The organism is Hydrogenophaga sp., from assembly GCF_019264445.1.
Classification (GTDB): domain Bacteria; phylum Pseudomonadota; class Gammaproteobacteria; order Burkholderiales; family Burkholderiaceae_C; genus Hydrogenophaga.
The window spans coordinates 26,497-44,910 of record NZ_JAHVAB010000089.1 but is presented as its reverse complement, the minus strand read 5'-3'; the positions used below and the strand labels follow the sequence as shown (position 1 = coordinate 44,910).

Annotated in this window: 22 protein-coding genes; 11 read left to right on the top strand and 11 right to left on the bottom strand. The window is 66.5% G+C overall.

All coding sequences use genetic code 11. The annotated features are described in order from the left end of the window. The 4 genes from KXJ60_RS21220 to KXJ60_RS21205 form a co-directional block, all read left to right on the top strand. Positions 1-273 (top strand): energy transducer TonB (locus tag KXJ60_RS21220; RefSeq protein ID WP_291132284.1); only part of this gene is annotated, 273 nt, incomplete at its 5' end. A 30-nt stretch (positions 274-303) separates the two neighbouring features. After that, positions 304-1,056 (top strand): MotA/TolQ/ExbB proton channel family protein, encoded by a 753-nt coding sequence (locus KXJ60_RS21215; protein ID WP_291132281.1) that lies wholly within the window; start codon positions 304-306, stop codon positions 1,054-1,056. A gap of 11 nt (positions 1,057-1,067) precedes the next feature. Next, positions 1,068-1,481, top strand: coding sequence for a biopolymer transporter ExbD (locus KXJ60_RS21210; RefSeq protein ID WP_291132278.1), 414 nt, complete (start codon positions 1,068-1,070; stop codon positions 1,479-1,481). Next, positions 1,478-1,681 (top strand): hemin uptake protein HemP, encoded by a 204-nt coding sequence (locus KXJ60_RS21205; protein WP_291132275.1) that lies wholly within the window; start codon positions 1,478-1,480, stop codon positions 1,679-1,681. The genes KXJ60_RS21210 and KXJ60_RS21205 overlap by 4 nt, the downstream gene beginning before the upstream one ends. A 139-nt stretch (positions 1,682-1,820) precedes the next feature. On the opposite strand, the gene KXJ60_RS21200 is transcribed toward KXJ60_RS21205, so the two are convergent. After that, complete coding sequence (locus tag KXJ60_RS21200) at positions 1,821-2,228, bottom strand: heme-binding protein (RefSeq protein WP_291132272.1); 408 nt, start codon at positions 2,226-2,228, stop codon at positions 1,821-1,823. 251 nt (positions 2,229-2,479) lie between these two features. Between KXJ60_RS21200 and KXJ60_RS21195 the strand changes: the two genes are divergently transcribed. Together KXJ60_RS21195 and KXJ60_RS21190 are read left to right on the top strand one after the other, a co-directional pair. Continuing rightward, positions 2,480-3,175, top strand: a complete 696-nt coding sequence (locus KXJ60_RS21195) for a Bax inhibitor-1 family protein (protein ID WP_291132270.1) — start codon at positions 2,480-2,482, stop codon at positions 3,173-3,175. A 135-nt stretch (positions 3,176-3,310) separates the two neighbouring features. Continuing rightward, the gene (locus KXJ60_RS21190) at positions 3,311-3,652 is read left to right on the top strand and encodes a hypothetical protein (protein WP_291132267.1); all 342 of its coding nucleotides are present in this window, start codon (positions 3,311-3,313) and stop codon (positions 3,650-3,652) included. Positions 3,653-3,659: 7 nt separating this feature from the next. Here the strand turns inward: KXJ60_RS21190 and rlmD are convergent, their stop codons facing one another. The 5 genes from rlmD to surE all read right to left on the bottom strand — a co-directional run bounded on the left by rlmD (position 3,660) and on the right by surE (position 8,662). After that, positions 3,660-5,150: a 23S rRNA (uracil(1939)-C(5))-methyltransferase RlmD gene (rlmD, locus tag KXJ60_RS21185; RefSeq protein ID WP_291132264.1), complete on the bottom strand. Its 1,491-nt coding sequence runs from the start codon at positions 5,148-5,150 to the stop codon at positions 3,660-3,662. Between the two features lie 40 nt (positions 5,151-5,190). Further along, positions 5,191-5,976: a 3'-5' exonuclease gene (locus KXJ60_RS21180; protein WP_291132262.1), complete on the bottom strand. Its 786-nt coding sequence runs from the start codon at positions 5,974-5,976 to the stop codon at positions 5,191-5,193. 16 nt (positions 5,977-5,992) lie between these two features. Then, on the bottom strand, positions 5,993-6,823 hold the full coding sequence (locus tag KXJ60_RS21175; protein WP_291132259.1) for a peptidoglycan DD-metalloendopeptidase family protein: 831 nt from the start codon (positions 6,821-6,823) through the stop codon (positions 5,993-5,995). A 166-nt stretch (positions 6,824-6,989) separates the two neighbouring features. Further along, on the bottom strand, positions 6,990-7,631 hold the full coding sequence (locus tag KXJ60_RS21170; protein ID WP_366018917.1) for a protein-L-isoaspartate(D-aspartate) O-methyltransferase: 642 nt from the start codon (positions 7,629-7,631) through the stop codon (positions 6,990-6,992). A gap of 224 nt (positions 7,632-7,855) precedes the next feature. Next, on the bottom strand, positions 7,856-8,662 hold the full coding sequence (gene surE, locus KXJ60_RS21165) for a 5'/3'-nucleotidase SurE (protein WP_291132257.1): 807 nt from the start codon (positions 8,660-8,662) through the stop codon (positions 7,856-7,858). Positions 8,663-8,787: 125 nt separating this feature from the next. On the opposite strand from surE, the gene KXJ60_RS21160 reads away from it, so the two are divergent. Continuing rightward, complete coding sequence (locus tag KXJ60_RS21160) at positions 8,788-9,774, top strand: NADPH:quinone oxidoreductase family protein (protein ID WP_291132254.1); 987 nt, start codon at positions 8,788-8,790, stop codon at positions 9,772-9,774. Positions 9,775-9,780: 6 nt separating this feature from the next. Here KXJ60_RS21160 and KXJ60_RS21155 read toward each other — a convergent pair whose 3' ends face one another. Beyond that, complete coding sequence (locus KXJ60_RS21155; protein WP_291132293.1) at positions 9,781-10,680, bottom strand: LysR family transcriptional regulator; 900 nt, start codon at positions 10,678-10,680, stop codon at positions 9,781-9,783. Between the two features lie 136 nt (positions 10,681-10,816). Here KXJ60_RS21155 and KXJ60_RS21150 point away from each other — a divergent pair, with 136 nt between their 5' ends. From KXJ60_RS21150 to KXJ60_RS21135, 4 genes are read left to right on the top strand one after another with little or no spacing between them, the layout of a single operon-like run. Further along, positions 10,817-11,773 carry a tripartite tricarboxylate transporter substrate binding protein gene (locus KXJ60_RS21150; RefSeq protein ID WP_291132290.1) on the top strand — a complete coding sequence of 319 codons (957 nt, stop codon included), beginning with the start codon at positions 10,817-10,819 and terminating at the stop codon, positions 11,771-11,773. Beyond that, positions 11,770-12,699, top strand: coding sequence for an NAD(P)-dependent oxidoreductase (locus tag KXJ60_RS21145; protein ID WP_291132252.1), 930 nt, complete (start codon positions 11,770-11,772; stop codon positions 12,697-12,699). Before KXJ60_RS21150 ends, KXJ60_RS21145 begins: the two co-directional genes overlap by 4 nt. Positions 12,700-12,717: 18 nt before the next feature. Next, on the top strand, positions 12,718-13,977 hold the full coding sequence (locus KXJ60_RS21140; protein WP_291132249.1) for an alpha-hydroxy acid oxidase: 1,260 nt from the start codon (positions 12,718-12,720) through the stop codon (positions 13,975-13,977). Further along, positions 13,974-14,651, top strand: coding sequence for an RraA family protein (locus KXJ60_RS21135; protein ID WP_291132246.1), 678 nt, complete (start codon positions 13,974-13,976; stop codon positions 14,649-14,651). The genes KXJ60_RS21140 and KXJ60_RS21135 overlap by 4 nt, the downstream gene beginning before the upstream one ends. Here the strand turns inward: KXJ60_RS21135 and KXJ60_RS21130 are convergent. The 4 genes from KXJ60_RS21130 to KXJ60_RS21115 are packed head-to-tail and all read right to left on the bottom strand — an operon-like array spanning position 14,648 to position 18,245. Next, positions 14,648-15,259, bottom strand: a complete 612-nt coding sequence (locus KXJ60_RS21130) for a PqiC family protein (protein ID WP_291132244.1) — start codon at positions 15,257-15,259, stop codon at positions 14,648-14,650. The genes KXJ60_RS21135 and KXJ60_RS21130 overlap by 4 nt on opposite strands. Further along, a complete protein-coding gene (locus KXJ60_RS21125; RefSeq protein WP_291132241.1) occupies positions 15,256-16,290 on the bottom strand; it encodes an MlaD family protein in 1,035 nt (344 codons plus the stop codon). The genes KXJ60_RS21130 and KXJ60_RS21125 overlap by 4 nt, the downstream gene beginning before the upstream one ends. Further along, entirely contained in the window at positions 16,287-17,081 is a 795-nt protein-coding gene (locus KXJ60_RS21120) for an ATP-binding cassette domain-containing protein (protein ID WP_291132238.1), read from the bottom strand. The genes KXJ60_RS21125 and KXJ60_RS21120 overlap by 4 nt, the downstream gene beginning before the upstream one ends. Beyond that, positions 17,082-18,245 carry an ABC transporter permease gene (locus tag KXJ60_RS21115; RefSeq protein ID WP_291132235.1) on the bottom strand — a complete coding sequence of 388 codons (1,164 nt, stop codon included), beginning with the start codon at positions 18,243-18,245 and terminating at the stop codon, positions 17,082-17,084. It lies immediately after the preceding gene. Between the last annotated feature and the right edge of the window lie 169 nt (positions 18,246-18,414).

Sequence of the window (18,414 nt, the reverse complement as noted above, 5' to 3'; positions counted from 1 at the left end):
CCCTCCAGCAGCGCCGACTACCTCAACAACCCCCGCCCGCCCTACCCCGCGCTCTCCCGGCGCATGGGCGAGCAGGGCAAGGTCGTCGTGCGCGTCTTCATCGAGGTCAATGGCACGGCCAGCCGCGCCGAGATCCTCAAGTCCAGCGGCTACGAGCGCCTGGACCAGACCGCCCTGCAAACCGTGCTGCGCTGGCGCTATGCGCCCGGCAAACGCGCGGGCGTGCCCACCCCCATGTGGGTGGAGGCGCCCATCGATTTCGTCTTGAACTAATCCCGTCTTTTTCCCAGGAGTCTGCGCACCATGGATCCGAACATCGCTTCAACCGGCCTGGCCCACGTCTGGACCCAGGGCGACTGGGTCACCCGCTCGGTGGCCATCGTCCTGCTCGTCATGTCGCTCGCCACCTGGATCATCATCTTGTGGAAGGCGCTGGACCAGCGTGCCCAGCGCGCCCAGGCCAAGGGGATCGAGGGCTTCTGGCACAGCGCGGACTTCGCCGAAGGCCTGGACAAGCTGGGCGCGGCCGACGGCAATCCGTTTCGCTCGGTGGCGCTGGAGGGCCGCGAGGCCACGCGCCACATCCTGCACAAGGACGGCCACAACGGCTCGCCGCCCCAGCGCCAGCTGCACGACAGCCTGGACGTGAGCGACTGGGTGGAGCGCTCGCTGCGCAAGAGCGTGGACGACCACACGGCGCGCGCGCAAAGCGGCTTGTCGGTGCTGGCCTCGGTGGCGTCGACCGCACCTTTCGTGGGCCTTTTCGGCACGGTCTGGGGGATCTACCACGCGCTGCTGGGCATTGGCGCGGCGGGTCAGGTGAGCATTGACCGCGTGGCCGGCCCGATTGGCGAGGCGCTGATCATGACGGCACTGGGCTTGCTGGTGGCCATTCCCGCGGTGCTGGGCTTCAACGCGCTGGTGCGCGGCAACAAGGGCATCAGCCACCAGCTCAACCGCTTTGCGCACGACCTGCACGCGTACTTCGTCACCGGCGCCCGCGTCACCGCGGCTTCGCCCGATGGCAAGGTCCTGCCCATGAAGAAGGCTTCGTAAGGACTCCCGCCATGGCCATCGGAACCCAACAGGACAGCGACGAAATGATGAGCGAGATCAACATGATCCCGTTCATCGACGTGATGCTGGTGCTGCTGATCATCTTCATCATCACGGTGCCGGTGATCAAACACTCGGTGAACATCGAGCTGCCGCAGGCGAGCATGGAGCGGGTGCTGGACAAGCCGCAGAACATCCGCCTGTCGGTGGATGCCGAGGGCACCTACTTCTGGAACGACCAGCGCGTGGACGACACCGAGTTTGCCAACCGCCTGCAGGCCGCCGCCGCGCAGGACCCGCAGCCCGAGCTGCACATCCGCGGCGACAAGGCCGTGCGCTACGAGCGCGTGGCACAGGCCATGGCCGCCGCACAGCGCACCGGCGTGCGAAAGATCGGCTTCATCACGGAACCTGTGGCGCCATGAGCCCTGAACACAACAACCTGTCTACCGACCAGCCACGGCCAGACCTGCAGGCGTCGCAGGACAGCCAGGACACACGCGGCCTGCCCGTGTGGCCCAGCGCCGACCTGTTGCGCGGCCAGAAAGCGGTGGCCATTGATCACAACGGATCGCTCTACCGGCTGCAGACCACGCGGCAGGGCAAGCTGATCCTCACCAAATAAGGCCACGCCCAAGCCTCGTCTCTTTTTCTCATCGTGGGGCGACCCGGGGAACCCACCCTCCCCGTGCGTCGTTTTTAGCCAGCCAAGGGGCTTTTCGCTTCACTAGCCAGGCATTTTTTCCGCCCTGCGGCGGCAGCACTCACAAACCGATGGCGGCGATGCCCGCGCGTGCGATCTGCGCATCTTCGGTCGACTTCACCCCGCTCACACCTACAGCGCCCAGGCACTGCCCGTCCTTGAGGATGGGCACCGCGCCCTCCAGCATGCCCTGCAGCAACGGCGCGCTCAGGAACGACATGCGGCCCTGGTTGATCACATCCTCGTAAATCTTGCTTTCACGACGCCCCATGGCCGAGGTGTGGGCCTTGGCGGGTGCGATGTGGGCCGAAATGGCGGGCGCGCCGTCCAAGCGCTGCAGCCACAGCAGGTGACCGCCGTCGTCCACGATGGCGATGGTGACCGCCCAGTTGTGCTTGATGGCCTCGGCTTCCGCCGCCGCTGCAATGAGTTTGACGTCGGCGAGATCGAGAACAGCCTTGTTTTTCATGAACTTGGTCCTAACTTTGGAGTCTGAGAAGCATTGCAGGCCAGGGCTGTGCAGCCCAAGGTGCGAATGGCGAACGATAACGCGCGCATTGGTGACCCTGAGGTCAAAAGTGACCTTACCAAAAATGCGTTTCGCCGCCATCGCCCCGCGTGACGCAGCGCGTCCCTAGAATGCAAGCTTGCCGGTTGCGCGTCATTCCGACGCGCAGCGACCGGCATCAGAGGCGTCAGATGATGAAGGAGATCACCACCATGACCGACCACGTTCAAACCAGCGGCCGCTTTGGTACCGCCGTTTCTTCCGATGCGCAACGCAACAAGGTGATGCGCAACACCTACTGGCTGCTGGCCCTGTCCATGCTGCCCACCGTGCTGGGCGCCTGGATCGGCGTACAGACGGGCATCACCGCTGCGCTCACCGGGGGCCTGGGGCTCGTCGTCTTCCTGGGCGGCGCCTTCGGCTTCATGTACGCCATCGAAAAGACCAAGAACTCCGCAGCCGGCGTGCCGGTGTTGCTGGCATTCACGTTCTTCATGGGCCTGATGCTCTCGCGCCTGCTGGCGTCGGTGCTGGGTTTCTCGAACGGCGCGAGCCTGATCATGACCGCCTTCGGTGGCACCGCCGGCGTGTTTTTCGTCATGGCCAACCTCTCCACCGTGATCAAGCGCGACATCTCCGGCATGGGCAAGTGGCTTTTCGTGGGCGCCCTGGCCATCATGGTGGGCGCGATCATCAACGTGTTCGTGGGCAGCCCGGTCGGCATGGCGGTGATCGCCACCCTGGCCATCGTGGTCTTCAGCATGTACCTGCTCTATGACCTCAAGCGCATCGTCGATGGCGGCGAGACCAACTACATCACCGCCACGCTGGGCCTGTACCTGAGCCTGTTCAACATCTTCCAGAGCCTGCTGATGCTGCTCGGCCTCTTCGGCGGCGACCGCGAATAAGCGATGCCCGCCCACAGAAAAAGGACCTTCGGGTCCTTTTTCTTTGCCCGATGCAGGGCCAACGATTTTTTTGCCGCCCGGGCGTCAAGTTCGGCCCGCAACCGCCGAAACAAGGCTGAACCCACCCACACAGCCATGCGACGCACTGCCACCCTTCTTTGCCTTCTCGCCTCGGTCAGCCTGCTGAGCGGTTGCGAGGCGCTGGGCATCGAAACCGCGACGCAGATCAATGCCAAGAAAGAGGCTGAGGGCAAGGCGATTGGCAGCGCGTGCCGCCACGCGGTGCGCAGCATCGAAAGCTGCTTCAGCGCCTACCCGCGTGCGGGCAAAGCCGCCGTGTTCGCCGGCTGGCGCGAAATGGACCAGTACATGCGCGAGAACTCGGTGGTGGGCATGCCCAATGAGCCGGGCGCAGACGCCTCGCCCAGTGCCGCGCCCGAAGGCGCGAAGCCCGGCAGCGCATCGCAAAAGTCCTGAACCGCGCTCAGGCGGTGCTGTCCTCTTGGGTCTTGTCACCCGGCGTGCGCGACGGGTCCAGCTCGAACACCGCCATGCTCTCCACATGCGCGGTGTGCGCAAACATGTTCACCACCCCCGCCGCCACGCAACGGTAGCCCGCCTGGTGCACCAGCAAGCCTGCATCGCGCGCCAGGGTGGCGGGATTGCAGCTTACATACACGATGCGCTGTGGCGGCGTCCAGCCTTCGCGCTGTGACGGGTTCTGGTACAGATCGGCCAGCGCCTTGGCGAGTGCAAATGCGCCCTCGCGCGGCGGGTCCACCAGCCATTTGTCGGCCACGCCATCGGCCACCAGCTGCGCGGGTGTCATCTCGAACAGGTTGCGCGCGGCGAACGCAGTGGGCGCCAGCGGTCGATCGCGGCCCGCCTGGTTCAGCGACAGGTTCTCGCGCGAGCGTGCCACCAGCGTCTCGCTGCCCTCAATGCCCAGCACCTCGCCGGCCGTGGTGGCTATCGGCAAGGTGAAGTTGCCCAGCCCGCAAAACCAGTCGATCACGCGCTCGTTCGCGCGGGCATCGAGCAAGCGCAGGGCGCGCACCACCAGCACGCGGTTGATGTAGGGGTTGACCTGCGTGAAGTCCGTGGGCTTGAATGGCATCGTGATGCCGAACTCCGGCAACGCGTAGGACAGCGGTTCGCCGCCCTCGTCGAGCAGTTTCACCGTGTCCGGGCCTTTGGCCTGCAGCCACCACTGCACGCCATGCTGCTGCCCGAAGGCCCGCAGGCGCGCGAGGTCGTCAGCGCTCAAAGGCTCGAGGTGGCGCAGCACGAGCGCGGTCACGTTGTCGCCGCACGCCAGCTCGATCTGCGGGCAGGTTTCGCGCGCGTCCATGCCGAAGATCAGTTCGCGCAGCGGCATGAGCATGGCACTGACGTGCGCGGGCAGCACCGGGCAGACCTGCATGTCGGCCACGTAACGGCTCTTGCGCTCGTGAAAGCCGATCAGCACCTCGCCCTTCTTGTGCACGTGGCGCACCGACAGCCGGGCGCGGTGGCGGTAGCCCCAGGCTGGCCCTTCGATGGGGCGCATCATGGTCTCGGCCTTGACCTTGCCCAGGTGCCAGAGGTTGTCTTCAAGCACCCGCTGCTTGATGGCCACCTGGGCGGCTTCGTGCAGGTGCTGCATCTTGCAGCCGCCGCACGCGCCGGCGTGCAGGCCAAAGTGGGGGCAGCCCGGGCGCACGCGCTGCGAAGACTCGTGGTGCACGGCTGTGACCGTGCCGGCTTCCCAGTTGTTCTTCTTGCGGTGCACGTTCACGCTGACGTGCTCGAACGGCAGCGCGCCTTCGATAAAGACCACCTTGCCATCGGGTCGGTGGGCGATGCCCTGGGCATCGATGTCGAGGGACTCCACCGCGAGCCAGCCGTCGGGCAAGGGGGTCTCTGGCGTGTCGTGGGCCGCAGCGCTGGCGGTGGTGAGGAGGCTGTTTTCGTGGAGGGTGGACGCGGTAGTCATCCGCCGATTGTCTCAGGCCGCGCCACGGCGCCGGGCTGCGTCACACCCAGGCGCGCAGGTACTCGTCCCAGTGCGGCTCGGTGGGCGCCAGATCACCCAGCGTTTGTTTGACGAACTCGATTTCCTGTGCGTACTCGGCCTCGGTGAGGCCACCGCGCATCTTCTGAAAGCGGCAGTACACCAGGTAGGTGTTCATCACATCGGTTTCGCAGTAGCGGCGAATCTCTTCGGTTTCCCCCGCCAGGTACTGCGCGTACACCTGCGAGCCGTCCATGCCCAGCTTGCCCGGGAAACCGCAGAGCTTGGCCATCGCGTCCAGCGGGGCGTTGTTCTTGGGCGAGTACATGGCCAGCAGGTCCATCAAATCCAGATGGCGCATGTGGTAACGGCTGATGTAGTTGTTCCACTTGAACTCGCGGTCGTCTTCGCCGAGGTCCCAGTACTTGCTGGCTTCCACACCATGGCGCAGGCCGCGGTAGTGCAGCACTGGCAGGTCAAAGCCGCTGCCGTTCCAGCTCACGAGCTGCGGGGCGTGCTTCTCGATCGCATGAAAGAAGGTCTGCACCACCTTGCCTTCGCTCTGGCCGTCGCGGTCGACAAAGGAATGGATGCGCAGGCCTTCGGCGTTGCGGAACACACAGCTGATGACCAGCACACGCTGCAGGTGCAACGGCATGAAATCGCTCTGGCCCCTGGTCTGGCGCTCTTCGAGCCAGGCGGCATGCACCTGCTCGTCGGTGTGGTCGGCAGGCGCACCGCGCAGCGCGCGCAGGCCCTCGATGTCCGGGATGGACTCGATGTCAAACACAAGCACCGGCCAGGACATGCCGGAGGCCAGGGCGTCAGCGCTTGGGCAGGTGGCCGATCGGGTCGACCGGCTTGCCCAGCCGGCGCACCTCGAAATGCAGCTTCACGCGGTCGGTGTCGCTGCTGCCCATCTCGGCAATTTTCTGACCCTGGCGCACGGCCTGGTCTTCACGCACGAGCAACGCCTGGTTGTGGGCGTAGGCGGTGAGGTAGGTGTTGTTGTGCTTGAGGATGATCAGGTTGCCGTAGCCGCGCAGACCAGCACCGGCATACACCACACGGCCGTCGGCCGCCGCGACAACCGGGTCACCGATCTTGCCGGCAATCGACACGCCCTTATTGTTGGCCTCGTCGAACGGGGTCACCACAGCGCCCTGAGCCGGCCAGATGAAACTGATCTCATCGTTGCCAGAAGCCGCTGGCGCAGGGGCCGGTGCGGGCGATGGGGTCGGCGACGTGGATGCCGCGGGAGCGGGCGCCTCGGTCAGGGGCCGGGGCGCCACGCCTGCGCTGGCCACCGGGCTGGTGGTGGGGCCGACCGGTGCGGTGGCGGCAGGTGCGGCGGTGGAACCTGCACCGGGCGGCTGTACGCGCAGCACCTGGCCCACTTCGATCGCGTTCGGATTGGTCAGGCTGTTCCACGCCTGGATGTCGCGCCAGTTCTGGCCGTTGTCCAGTGCGATGCGGAACAGGGTGTCGCCGGGCTTGACGGTGTAGAAGCCGGGCTTGCCTGCGTTTTCGGCCCCCGGCATCACCACCACCTCGGCGGGCTTGGGCGCACCGCCCCGGCTCTCCACCGGGGCGGGAGGGGCCACACGGGTGGTGGAGCAGCCTGCCAGGACGAGCAGGGAGACCAGAACGGTCATGACCGCGACGCCTTGCCGTGCAGGCCGCCCCGATGCCTGGGCCCGACCCGAGCACTTGAAAACACGCTTGTTCATGAAAACTCCCACGATTGCGCGGGTGCCTGGCCGCCCGTGGCGCCAGACACCCTGAAAAAGAGACGTTGCGCCCGCCTGAGCCGGCACAACCTTATGCGACGCCCGATTTTAGAGGCACGAAGAGCACGGCCTCCAGCTCGGTGCGGACGATGCCGGTGGCGGTTTTGTCGACCACCACGAGGTTCTGACGCCCCGCCGCCGTGACAGCGGGTGCCACCAGCCGGCCACCGACGGCCAGTTGGTCGATCCAGGCCTGGGGAATATCGTTCCCGCCCGCGGCTGCAATGATGGCGGCATAGGGTGCGCCTTTCGGGTACCCGAGCATGCCATCGCCAAACAGCAGGTGCAGGTTGGAGAGGCGGAACCAGCGGAGGTTCTCGCGCGCCCGCTCGTGCAAGCCCTTGAGCCGCTCGATGCTGTAAACCTCGCGCGCCAGGTGGCTGAGCAGGGCCGCCTGGTAGCCGCAACCGGTGCCGATTTCCAGCACACGGCCCAGCTTTTCCGACCGGCCCTGGCACAGCAGCTCGAGCATGCGGGCCACCACACCGGGCTTGGAAATGGTCTGCCCCAGCCCGATGGGCAGGCTGGTGTCTTCGTAGGCCTGGTTCACCAGCGCGGAGTCGACAAACCGGTGCCGCTCCACCGCCTGCAGGGCCGCCAGAACGCCGGCATGCGTGACGCCCTGCCCTTGTATCTTGCGCACCATCGAAGCCCGCACCGCCTGCGAATCCATGCCGACGCCGGTGGGCGCCACGGGCGCAGACACGCGGGGCAACACCTTGGGCTGCAGCGCCTGCGGTGGCGTGTGGACGCGGGCCGCGAGTGGGCGCGTCTGCAGCGGATTGCGAGGCACAGGGGCCGGCGAGGCGGAAGGCAGACGCGCTGGAAACCCGGGCCGCGGCTTGCCGGGCGCCGGTGCTTGCGGCGATGACGGCGCTGGCGCGGGCACAACGCGTTTCACGAGGCGTTACCACCCGCGGTAGCGCTTTCTGACGGCAACGGTGTCGAGAGGCTCGCGGCCGTGGGCGCCCAGTAGGCCAGGCGGTCGTGGTCCGTCAGGTCCACCTGCAGCGGGGTGATGGTGGCGTAGCCCTGCAGCGTGGCATGAAAGTCAGTGCCCTCGGCGTCGTCCTTGGCCTTGCCGGCGCTGCCGATCCAGTACATGGTGTCGCCGCGCGGGTTGGTCTGGGCAATCACCTGCTCGGCCGCGTGCCGCCGGCCCAGCCGCGCGACCTTGAAACCCTTGATGTCGGCCAGCGGCCGGTTCGGAATGTTCACGTTGAGCAGCCACGGTTCGCTGGGTGGGCCGTTTTCGAGCGACGGCAGCAACTGCGCCACCAGGCGCGCGGCCACGAGGCCCGCGTCTTCCAGGTGCGCCCAACCCTTTTCCGTTTGTGAGAAGGCGATGGCGGGAATGCCGAAGAGGTAGCCCTCCATGGCAGCGCCCACCGTGCCGGAATAGATGGTGTCGTCGCCCATGTTGGCGCCGTTGTTGATGCCCGAGACCACGAGGTCGGGCCGGTAGCCCAGCAAGCCGGTGAGCGCGATGTGCACGCAATCGGCCGGGGTGCCGTTGACGTAGCGAAAGCCGTTGTGCGAGGTGTGCACATACAGCGGGGAGTGCAACGAGAGCGCATTGGACTTGGCGCTGTTGTTGTGCTCGGGAGCCACCACCTCCACCTCGGCCAGGCCCTTGAGGGCTTCATACAGTGCCACGATGCCGGGCGCCTGGTAACCGTCGTCGTTGGAGATGAGTATTTTCATTGGCGCGATTTTAGGTGGATCGGTCCGGTCACGCTCGGGACAGAAGGCGGGTCAACCCGCTTCGGAACGCCGGCTTCGATCCCTATCATGGCCCGGTTTCATGACCACTTGACCGAGGACACACCATGCATGCCTGGCTCTGCGAAAACCCCGTGGGCGTCGACGCCCTGACCTGGAAAGAACTGCCCACGCCCGAGCCCAAGGCCGGTGAGGTGCTGATCGAGATCCAGGCCGCGAGCCTGAACTTTCCTGATCTGCTGATCGTGCAGAACAAGTACCAGATGAAGCCCGCGCTGCCGTTTGTGCCGGGTTCCGAGTACGCCGGTGTGGTGCGCGCGATGGGCGAAGGCGTGAAGCACCTGCAGGTGGGCCAGAGCGTGGCCTGCTTGAGCGGCACCGGCGGCTTTGGCACGCACACCCTTGCTCCCGCCGCGCTGTGCATGCCACTGCCCGCGGGCTTCCCCGCGGTCGACGCCGCCGCGTTCATCATGATTTACGCCACCTCGTGGCACGCCCTGATGGACCGCGCCGCGCTGAAAGCCGGCGAAACGGTGCTGGTGCTGGGCGCCGCAGGCGGCGTGGGCACGGCCGCCATCCAGATCGCCAAAGCCGCCGGCGCCCGCGTGATCGCCGCCGCCTCCAGCGACGAGAAGTGCGAGCTCTGCAAACAACTGGGCGCCGATGCCACGATCAACTACAGCGTGCACACACCCAAAGAAGGCTTGCGCGACGCGATCAAGCAACTCACCGATGGCAAGGGCCCGGACGTGATCTACGACCCGGTGGGCGGCGACTTCGCGGAGCCGGCGTTCCGCTCCATCGCCTGGCGCGGCCGCTACCTGGTGGTGGGCTTTGCCAGCGGCCCGATTCCTTCGCTGCCGCTGAACCTCACGCTGCTCAAGGGCGCCAGCATCGTCGGCGTTTTCTGGGGCGACTTCGCCCGCCGCGAACCCAAGGCCAACGCCGAGATGATGCAGGCCCTGGCGGTCATGTACGCCAAGGGACAGGTCAAGCCCGTGATCGACCAGACGCTGCCCATGAGCGAGCTGCACAAGGCCTACGCGATCATGGGATCGCGCTCGGTCAAGGGCAAGCTGGTGCTGGTGAACTGAGGCCGCTCACCACAGCGGGCTGGGCTTGTTGAAGTCCACCGTCTCCCGCACGAGATCGCGCATGCTGGCCAGGAGGGGGCGACTGTCGTCGCGCCGGCGCTGAAACGTGTATTCAAGCGCTGGGAGTGCCTGTCTGCCACGCAATGCGACAACAGCCCCGCGAGCCTCCATCTGCTTGAGCCAGCCCTGCGGGAAAAGGCCGACGCCGACGCCGGCAACGATCAGACTGGCGATGGCCGCGAGGTTGTTGCACGTGAGGCGACGGCCTACTTCCAGATTGTTCACCGCCAGCCAGTGCTCGAGCATGCGCGTGGGACCCGCGGCTGGGGGCATGGTGATCAACGCGGTGTCCTGCAGCAGGCGGGCGTTCACCGTCCGCTGCTCGCCCACCAGGGCGGGCGATGCCGCCCAGGAAAAACGCACTTCGGCAATCGCTTCGCTGGCAATCGTGCTGCGCGAGGAGTAGCCAGCCACCACGGCGAAGTCGAGCTCTCCCGTTTCAAGGCGCTGCTCCAGCACGGCGCCAAGATCCACAAAGGGTTCAAGCACCAGATCGGGATACTGCACGCGCGACTGCGCGACGAAATCGGGCAGCCACGTCAGCGCGGCAAGCTCGCCCACCCCGAACCGGCAATGCCCGCGCAAACCACCGCCTTCAGTCAAACGCGAACGCATTTCGTCCGCCAGCCCCAACATGCGCCGCGCCAGCGGCAGCAGTTGCTCACCGGCCTCGGTGAGCGTGGCGCGATGGCCGCTGCGGTCAAACAGCGAAGTGCGCAACTGGGTTTCGAGCTCGGCTATGCGTTTGGACAGCGTGGACTGCGATACATGCAGCCTTTGTGCCGCCACAAGAAAGTTGGCTGCCGTTGCGGCCCAGTAGAAAGCCTCGAGCTGCTTGAGCGTCATGTTTCTATAAAGCGAACAAAGTCGTGCGAATTTTATCGCTTTTGCACACGCACGAATGTCCGCAGAATTCGGGCCGGAAACACTGCTGGCGCCCGCGCGTGCCAACCACTACAACGACCAGGAGACCCGATTGACGATGCCCACCCCACTGCTTACCCGTCGCCAGCTCACGCTGCTTGGCCTTTCTGCTGCCGCCTTGCCCGCATGGGCTCAGGAATGGACGCCCAGTCAGCCCATCAACATCCTGGTCGGGTTCGCCCCCGGGGGGTCGGCCGACCAGATCGCCCGACAGCTGGCCTTCGCAGCCAAGACCATCATTCCTGTTCCCGTGGTGGTGAACAACCGCGTGGGCGCAGCGGGCGCCATTGCCGCGCAAGCCACAGCCGAGGCCAAGCCCGATGGCTACACGCTCTTCGTCGGCGGTGGCAGCGAAACGTCCTCAGTGGGTCACTTCCGCCCTCTGGCGTACGACCCCCGCAAGTCGTTCACGCCCGTGATCAAGGTGTCACGCGCACCCAGCATCCTGGCGGTTCGAGCGGACTCGCGTTTCGCCAACATGAAGGCGCTGCTGGACGAAGCGCGCCAGGCACCTGAAAAAGTCTCGTACGGGTCGACAGGCGAAGGCGGCATCTTTCATGCAACCGCACTGGTTCTGGAAAAGCAGGCCGGACTCAAGTTGCTGCACGTGCCTTACCGTGGCGCAGCCGACTCCATGACCGCGCTGCTGGGAGGCCAGGTAGACAGCGCCTTCGGCGCGTACGAAGAGATGAAGGCCATGATCGACACGGGGCGAGTGCGCCCACTCGCCCTCTTTTCACGCACACGGCTGCCCTCGTTGCCAGAGGTCCCCACGATGCTCGAACTGGGCGTGCCGGTGGCGCTGGACAACATGAAGGGTTTGATGGCCCCGGCGGGCTTGCCCGACTCCGTTCGCCGCTACCTGCACGACAGCTTCCGCAAGGCCATGCAGACCGCCGAGTGGAAGGAGTGGGTGACGAAATCCGGTCTTACCCAGGACTACGCAGACGGGCCCGCCTTCCAGAAGGAAATCGTTGAGGCCTATGACCTGATCGGGAAGGCCATTGCGAAATGAGCGTTCCACAGCCGTTCACCCCTGGCTGCCCTGTCGGTTTCATCGGCCTCGGTGCCATGGGCGGTGGCATGGCGCAATGTTTGCTGCGCAAAGGCTACGACCTGTCTGTGTTCGCGCGACACCCGCAAGGCATTCAAGCGCTGGCCAGTGCAGGCGCACGCGCTGCCGATTCGGCTGCCGCCGTGGGTGGCCGCACGTCCCTGGTGTTTCTCAGCCTGCCAGATGCCACTGCCGTCGAAGATGCACTCTTTGGCGACGAAGGGCTTGCCGCTTCCCTGAAGCCCGGGAGTTGTGTCGTGGACACCAGCACCATTGCCGCCACCTCAGCGCGTGAATTGGGTCAGCGCCTGAATGCGGTGGGCGTACATCTGCTGGACGCGCCGGTGAGCGGCGGGCAGGCCGGCGCTCTGGCAGGCACGCTCGGTTGCATGGTGGGTGGTGAAGCCGCCGTACTGGCCGCATGCCGGGAGGCCCTGAGCGCCTTCTGCCAGACGATCACACACGTTGGCCCGCTCGGTGCGGGTCAAACGGTGAAAGCCTGCAACCAGGTCGCCGTGGCGGGCGCCCTGCTTGGCGTGGCAGATGCGCTGGCGCTCGCACGCGTTCAGGGGGTGGATCTCATGCTGATGCGGGATGTGCTCCTCGGCGGCGCAGCGCGCAGCTTCTCCCTGGAAAAACACGCGCCGCGTGTGATCGAGGGGCAGTTCACACCGGGCTTTCGCGCACACCTGATGCGCAAGGACCTGCGTCTGGCGCTGGAAACCGCTCGCAGCACCGGCGCCGAACTTCCGACCACAGCGCTCGCCGAGCGGATGCTGGATGCCTTGTGCGAGGGAGGCAGGGCCGACTGGGACTGGAGCGCTCTGGCGCTGCAGGTGCAGGTGCAGTCCGGGCTGGAAGTCCCCAGCCAGCGCGAAGCTGGCTGAGCGTCTGCCCAACAAGACATGGCATCTCCATCTGTGGCCTCGCAGGCGCATACCCCATCACGACCCGGCAACAAGGCAAACGCACGCCAGAAACTGCCTGCTCGCTGGAAACACATTCTCTGCCTCGACGACTTTGACAAAGCGGCCCGGCGACACCTCCCCTGGCCCGTGTACAGCTACATCGCGGGCGCGGCGGAAACCAACCAGTCATTTCGCGCCAACCGCGAGGCCTTCGGGCAATACGAGTTCATACCCCGGGTATTGGTGGACATCACCCAGCGGGACACAGGAACCCGCCTGTTGGGTCAACGTTTTGACGCTTCATTCGGCATCGCCCCCATGGGCCTGGCGGCGCTATCTGCCTATCGGGGTGACATTGCCCTGGCGGCTGCAGCCCATCGCGAGAACATTCCGTTCGTGATGAGCGGCTCATCGTTGATCCGTCTGGAGGACGTCATCCAGGTGAACCCCGACGCCTGGTTTCAGGCCTACCTGCCGGGCGACGACGACGGCATGCTCGCCTTGCTGGACCGCGCCAGTACGGCCGGCTACAGAACGCTGGTCATCACCCTGGACACGCCTGCTGCCGCGAACCGCGAAAACAATGTGCGGGCCGGCTTCTCCATACCCGTGCGGCCCAGCGTGCGCCTGGCGTGGCAAGGCATCACCCATCCGCGCTGGCTGTTCGGCACGTTCTTGCGCACGCTGGCAATGCATGGCATGCCGCACTTTGAAAACAGCTATGCGACGCGCGGTGCCCCCATCCTCTCGCCCCACGTCGAGCGCAACCTGGGCGACCGGGGCCACGTGAACTGGCGCCACCTGCGCATGATCCGTGCGCACTGGAAAGGACCGTTGATCGTCAAGGGCGTGCTCGACGCCCGCGATGCGCGCCAGGCCGCGGACGAAGGCGCCAATGGTGTGATCGTCTCCAACCACGGTGGTCGCCAACTCGATGGGGCCGTCGCGCCCTTGCGCGTGCTGCCGCAGGTCGTCAAGAGCTGCCCGGACATTCCCGTGATGCTCGACAGCGGCGTGCGCCGCGGCAGCGACGTCCTCAAGGCACTCGCCTTGGGTGCGAAGTTCGTCTTCGTGGGCAGGCCTTTCAGCTTTGCCGCATCCGTCGCGGGCGAAGCGGGGGTGCTGCATGCCATCGAGCTTCTCAAAGCCGAGGTGTCACGCAACATGGCACTCATGGGAGTCACGTCCATCGATCAGCTTGAACCGGGCTGCCTCTTCAGTCCAAACACCCTTCCATTTCCGAAAGACCTTTCATGATCGGCCTTCAAATCCTTCAGCGCACACAGTGCATCGCCGCCTCGCACATCAAGGCGTTCAGCGAAATTCCTGTGGCCAACATCAGCGACTGCATGACCCGCATGAGCGCCGGTGGCCCACGGCTGCGACCCATGCACCAGAGCGGCCGCCTGGCGGGACCTGCGCTCACCGTCAAGACCCGACCGGGTGACAACCTGATGATTCACAAGGCGCTCGACATGGCGCAGCCGGGCGATGTGATCGTCGTCGACGGCGGCGGTGACCTCACGAACGCCCTCATTGGCGAGTTGATGACCACCTTCGCCATCAGCCGGGGCGTGGCAGGCTTCGTCATTCATGGCGCCATCCGCGATATCGATGTCATCGGCAGCAGCGACTTCCCCGTCTACGCCGCCGGCATCACGCACCGCGGCCCTTACAAGGATGGTCCAGGCGAAATCAACGTCCCCATTGCCATCGATGGCATGGTGATTCATCCGGGTGACCTGATGCTGGGCGACGCGGACGGCGTACTGTGCGTGCCACTGGCTGAGGCAGACGCCCTGCTCGCCGCAGCCCGCCAGAAAGCAGAGGCGGAAAAAAAGACGCTGGTGGACATTGCTGCCGGACAGCTCGATACCTCGTGGGTGGACGCGACACTGCAGCGCCTGGGCTGCCCCACCACGCCGCGTTAAGCTCCCGCAATGCGCTGGGCCAGCCGCCAGACCGCCATGCGGTGACCAGCCGCCAGGGCGTCGGGCGAGGCGTCGGCCAGCGGCACATCGATGTCGGCCTGACCCAGCACGGGGGGCGTGGCGCCGGCCTGCACATCGGTGAGTGACCAGCGCGCCTGCAGCCGCAGCGACTGGCGAGCGCTGTCGGCCAGGAGCGCGTCGATCTCCACGCGCAGCTGCCGCGTGACGTTGACGCCCGCCGGTGACGGTGCCCGCCATACCAGGCGCTCGCCGCGCAACAGCGCGAGATCGGCCACCAGGCGGCGCGGCACGCTCTCGCGCAGCGGCTCGGCCCAGCGGTGTCCCGGCAGCGGCACCAGCGAGGCGGCCCCGGAAGACACCACCAGCGTGTCGCGGTCCAGAGCACCCGGCAGACGCACCTGGCCCGACACCTCCCACACCGCGCCATCTCCCGGCCTCGGCGCGGGCCTGGGCTCAGGGGGTGCGGCGCGCAGCTCGTACCAGCGGGTGGGCGGTGCGGGGGTTCCGGCGCAGCCCACCGCCATCGCGGCAGGCACCACGCTCATCGTCACGAGCACCGTGCGGCGGTTCATGGCATGGCGTTTCATTCGTTGACCTTTCTGCCGCGCAGCAGCGCATCGGGTTGTTGTTCGAGGGCCTCGGCCAGATCGCGCAGCGCACGGGCCGCGCGCGAGAGATCGTCCAGTGCGCGGTCGGCGCCCACCATGAGCTGCGAGTCGCCTGCGGTGGCCTCGCGCAGGGCGCCGGCCGTGCGACTCACTTCGTTGGCCGCGCGCTGCAGGTTCTGCACCAGCGGTGCGTCGGGTGCCAGCAGGTCAGAGACGCGTTCGGACGTGCGCCCCACCCCCGCGGCTGTCTGGTCCACCGAGCGGGCGGCCTTGTCCAGGCTGCCCATGGCCGAGGTGGTCGACTTGAGCGAGCGCTGCAGTTCTTCGGCCATCGGGTCCAGCCGCTTGTCCAGCCGTTCGGACACGCGCTTGACCGTGGCCGTGATCTCGGCGAGATCGCTCAGCGCCTGGTTGAGCTGAGGACCCGAAATCACCGCACGGGCCGAGGCCGCGATGGCGGCCAGGTCGTCGGTGATCTTGCGCAGGTCAATGCCTTCCACCTGGTCGCGCAGGTTCTGAATGGCGGTGGCCGTGGTGGGAATCTCGATGAGCCCACGCGGCACGTTGCGCGTGCTGGCGGTGCGCTTGGGGCGCAGGTCGAGGTCGACGTACAACAAGCCCGTGAGCAGGCTCTGCATGGAGAGCTGCGCGCTCAAGCCCCGCTCGACCAGCGCAGGCAGGGCCAGGCCGGGCTCGTCTGCGTCGGAACGTTTACCGTCCAGGCCGCGCACGGCATCGCTGTCGAGCACGGCCACCACGGGAATCGAGAACGCATCGGCGTTGCGGTCGTAGGACACCTCGATGGACTCCACGCTGCCCACGCGCACGCCGCGAAACACCACGGGCGCGCCGACCTGCAGGCCATACACGGAGCCGCTGAAGTACATCACCGTGCGCTCCTTGCGGGTGAAGTAGTTGCTGCCGGCCAGCGTGATGATGGCGATGGCAATCAACGCGATGCCGGCCACCACGAAGGTGCCGATCAGGGTGGGGTTGGCCTTGCGCTTCATGCGTGTTCCTCCTGTGGTGCCGGGGCCCCGCGCCGAAGGAAGCGCTGCACCTCCTCGGGGCCGTGTTGTCGCAGTTCCCTGGGCGGGCCCAGGGCGGTCATGGTCTTGGTGTGTGCGTCCAGAAACAGCAGGCGGTCTGCCAGCGCAAAGATGCTTTCGAGTTCGTGGCTGACCATCACCACCGTGGTGCCGAGATCGTCGCGCAGATGCAGGATGAGCTCGTCCAGATGGGCCGAGGTCAAGGGGTCCAGCCCGGCGGAAGGTTCGTCCAGAAACAGCAGCGGCGGATCCAGCGCCAGCGCGCGGGCAATGGCGGCGCGCTTGCGCATGCCTCCGCTGAGCGTGGCGGGCTCGGCATCGAAACTGCCCGCCAACCCCACCAGCGCGAGCTTGAAGCGCGCTTCCTGCTCGCGCTGCTCGGCGCTCATGTGGGTGAGCACCTGCATGGGCAGCATCACGTTTTCGCCCACGGTCATGCTGCTCCAGAGCGCGCCCGCCTGGAACATGACGCCAAACGACTGCAGCAAGCCTGTCTTCTCGTCCTCGTCGGCGGCATACAGATCGTGCGTGCTCCCGTACAGCACGCGCCCCTTGGCCGGCTGCTGCAGGCCGATCAGGTGGCGCAGCAAGGTGCTCTTGCCACAGCCGCTGCCCCCGGCCAGCGCCAGCACTTCGCCGGGAAGAATCTCGAAGTTCAGGTCGCGCTGCACCACGTTGCTGCCAAAGGCCATGGTGACCGCTTCCACTGTCACCAGTGGCGTCTGCGCGCAAGAGCTTGTGGTTTGTTGCATCTAGAAGTCCAGGCGTTGAAACACCACGGTCAGCACGGAGGCGACCACCACGATCCACACGATGGCCTGCACCACGGCCGCAGTCGTGGCGTCGCCCACGGCCTGCGCACTGCGTCCCGCAGACATGCCTTGCAGGCAACCTGCCAGCGCCACCAGCACCGAGTACGCCGTGCCCTTGATCAGGCCCACGAGCACATGCGGCAGCGTGATGGCTTCCATGCTGGCGTACACGTATTCCAGCGGCGTCACCCCATAGATGCCCACCGCCACCAGCCAGCCCACGGCCATGCCCACCAGCGCGCCGAAGGCCGTGAGCAAGGGCCCGACGATCAGCAGCGCGAGCACGCGCGGCAGCACCAGAAAGTCCACCGGGTTCACGCCCATGGTGGCCAGCGCGTCCACTTCTTCGTTGGCGCGCATGCTGCCGATCTGCGCGGCAAACGCCGCGCCCACGCGCCCGGCCAGCACGATGCCCACCAGCAGCGCGGCCACTTCCCGCACCACGCCCACGGTCACGAGGTCGGCAATATAGGTCTGGGCACCGAAGCGCTGCAATTGCGCCGCGCCCATGTAGGCCACGATCAGGCCCACCAGAAAGCACACGAGCGACACGATGGGCAGGCTGCGCGGGCCGGTCTGGTCGATCTGCCACGCGAGGTCGGAGGCGCGCATGTCGCTGCGCCCACGCATGAAGCGCCCGAGCGACATCAGCACCTCGCCAAAGAAAGTCAGCGTCTTGCGGCGCACGGCCCAGGCTGCAGCAGCGCGCGCGCCCACCCTGGTCACCGGCCCCGGCACCGCGGCCGCGCTCGCACGGGCGGGCGACGCAGAATCCAGCGCCAGCGTGACGATCTGCTGAAGGCCTGCAGGCAAGCCTTGCAGATCCAGCGGTGTTTCGCGACGCGCCAGCGGCTCGAGTTGATGCCACAACGACGACGCCAGCGCAGCGTCCCACGACCGCAGCGCGTGCGCATCAAAGCGCACGGCTTCGACGGCGTCTGCCTGTGGGGGTTGGGGCAAGGGAGCGCGGTGCCCGCGCCACGGGCCGCTGAGTTCCAGCACGAGCGCACCGCCCTGTGAGACCCAGCGTGCACCCGGCGCCTGCGTCTCGTCACTCACCTCCATCGTGTCCGACGAGGCATTTCCGCTCGAGGCATCGCGCATGGAAGAACCCATTCATCTTCGGAGTCTGGATTCTATCGATCGACGGCAGGCGCAAGCCCGCTGCCATGTAGGACAACGCCGCGTCATCGCCCCGAAAACGAACCAGATCCGTGGCCCTGCGTTCCAATGAACCGTGATCTCGACCGACCCGCTCCACCCCCCGTCCGCC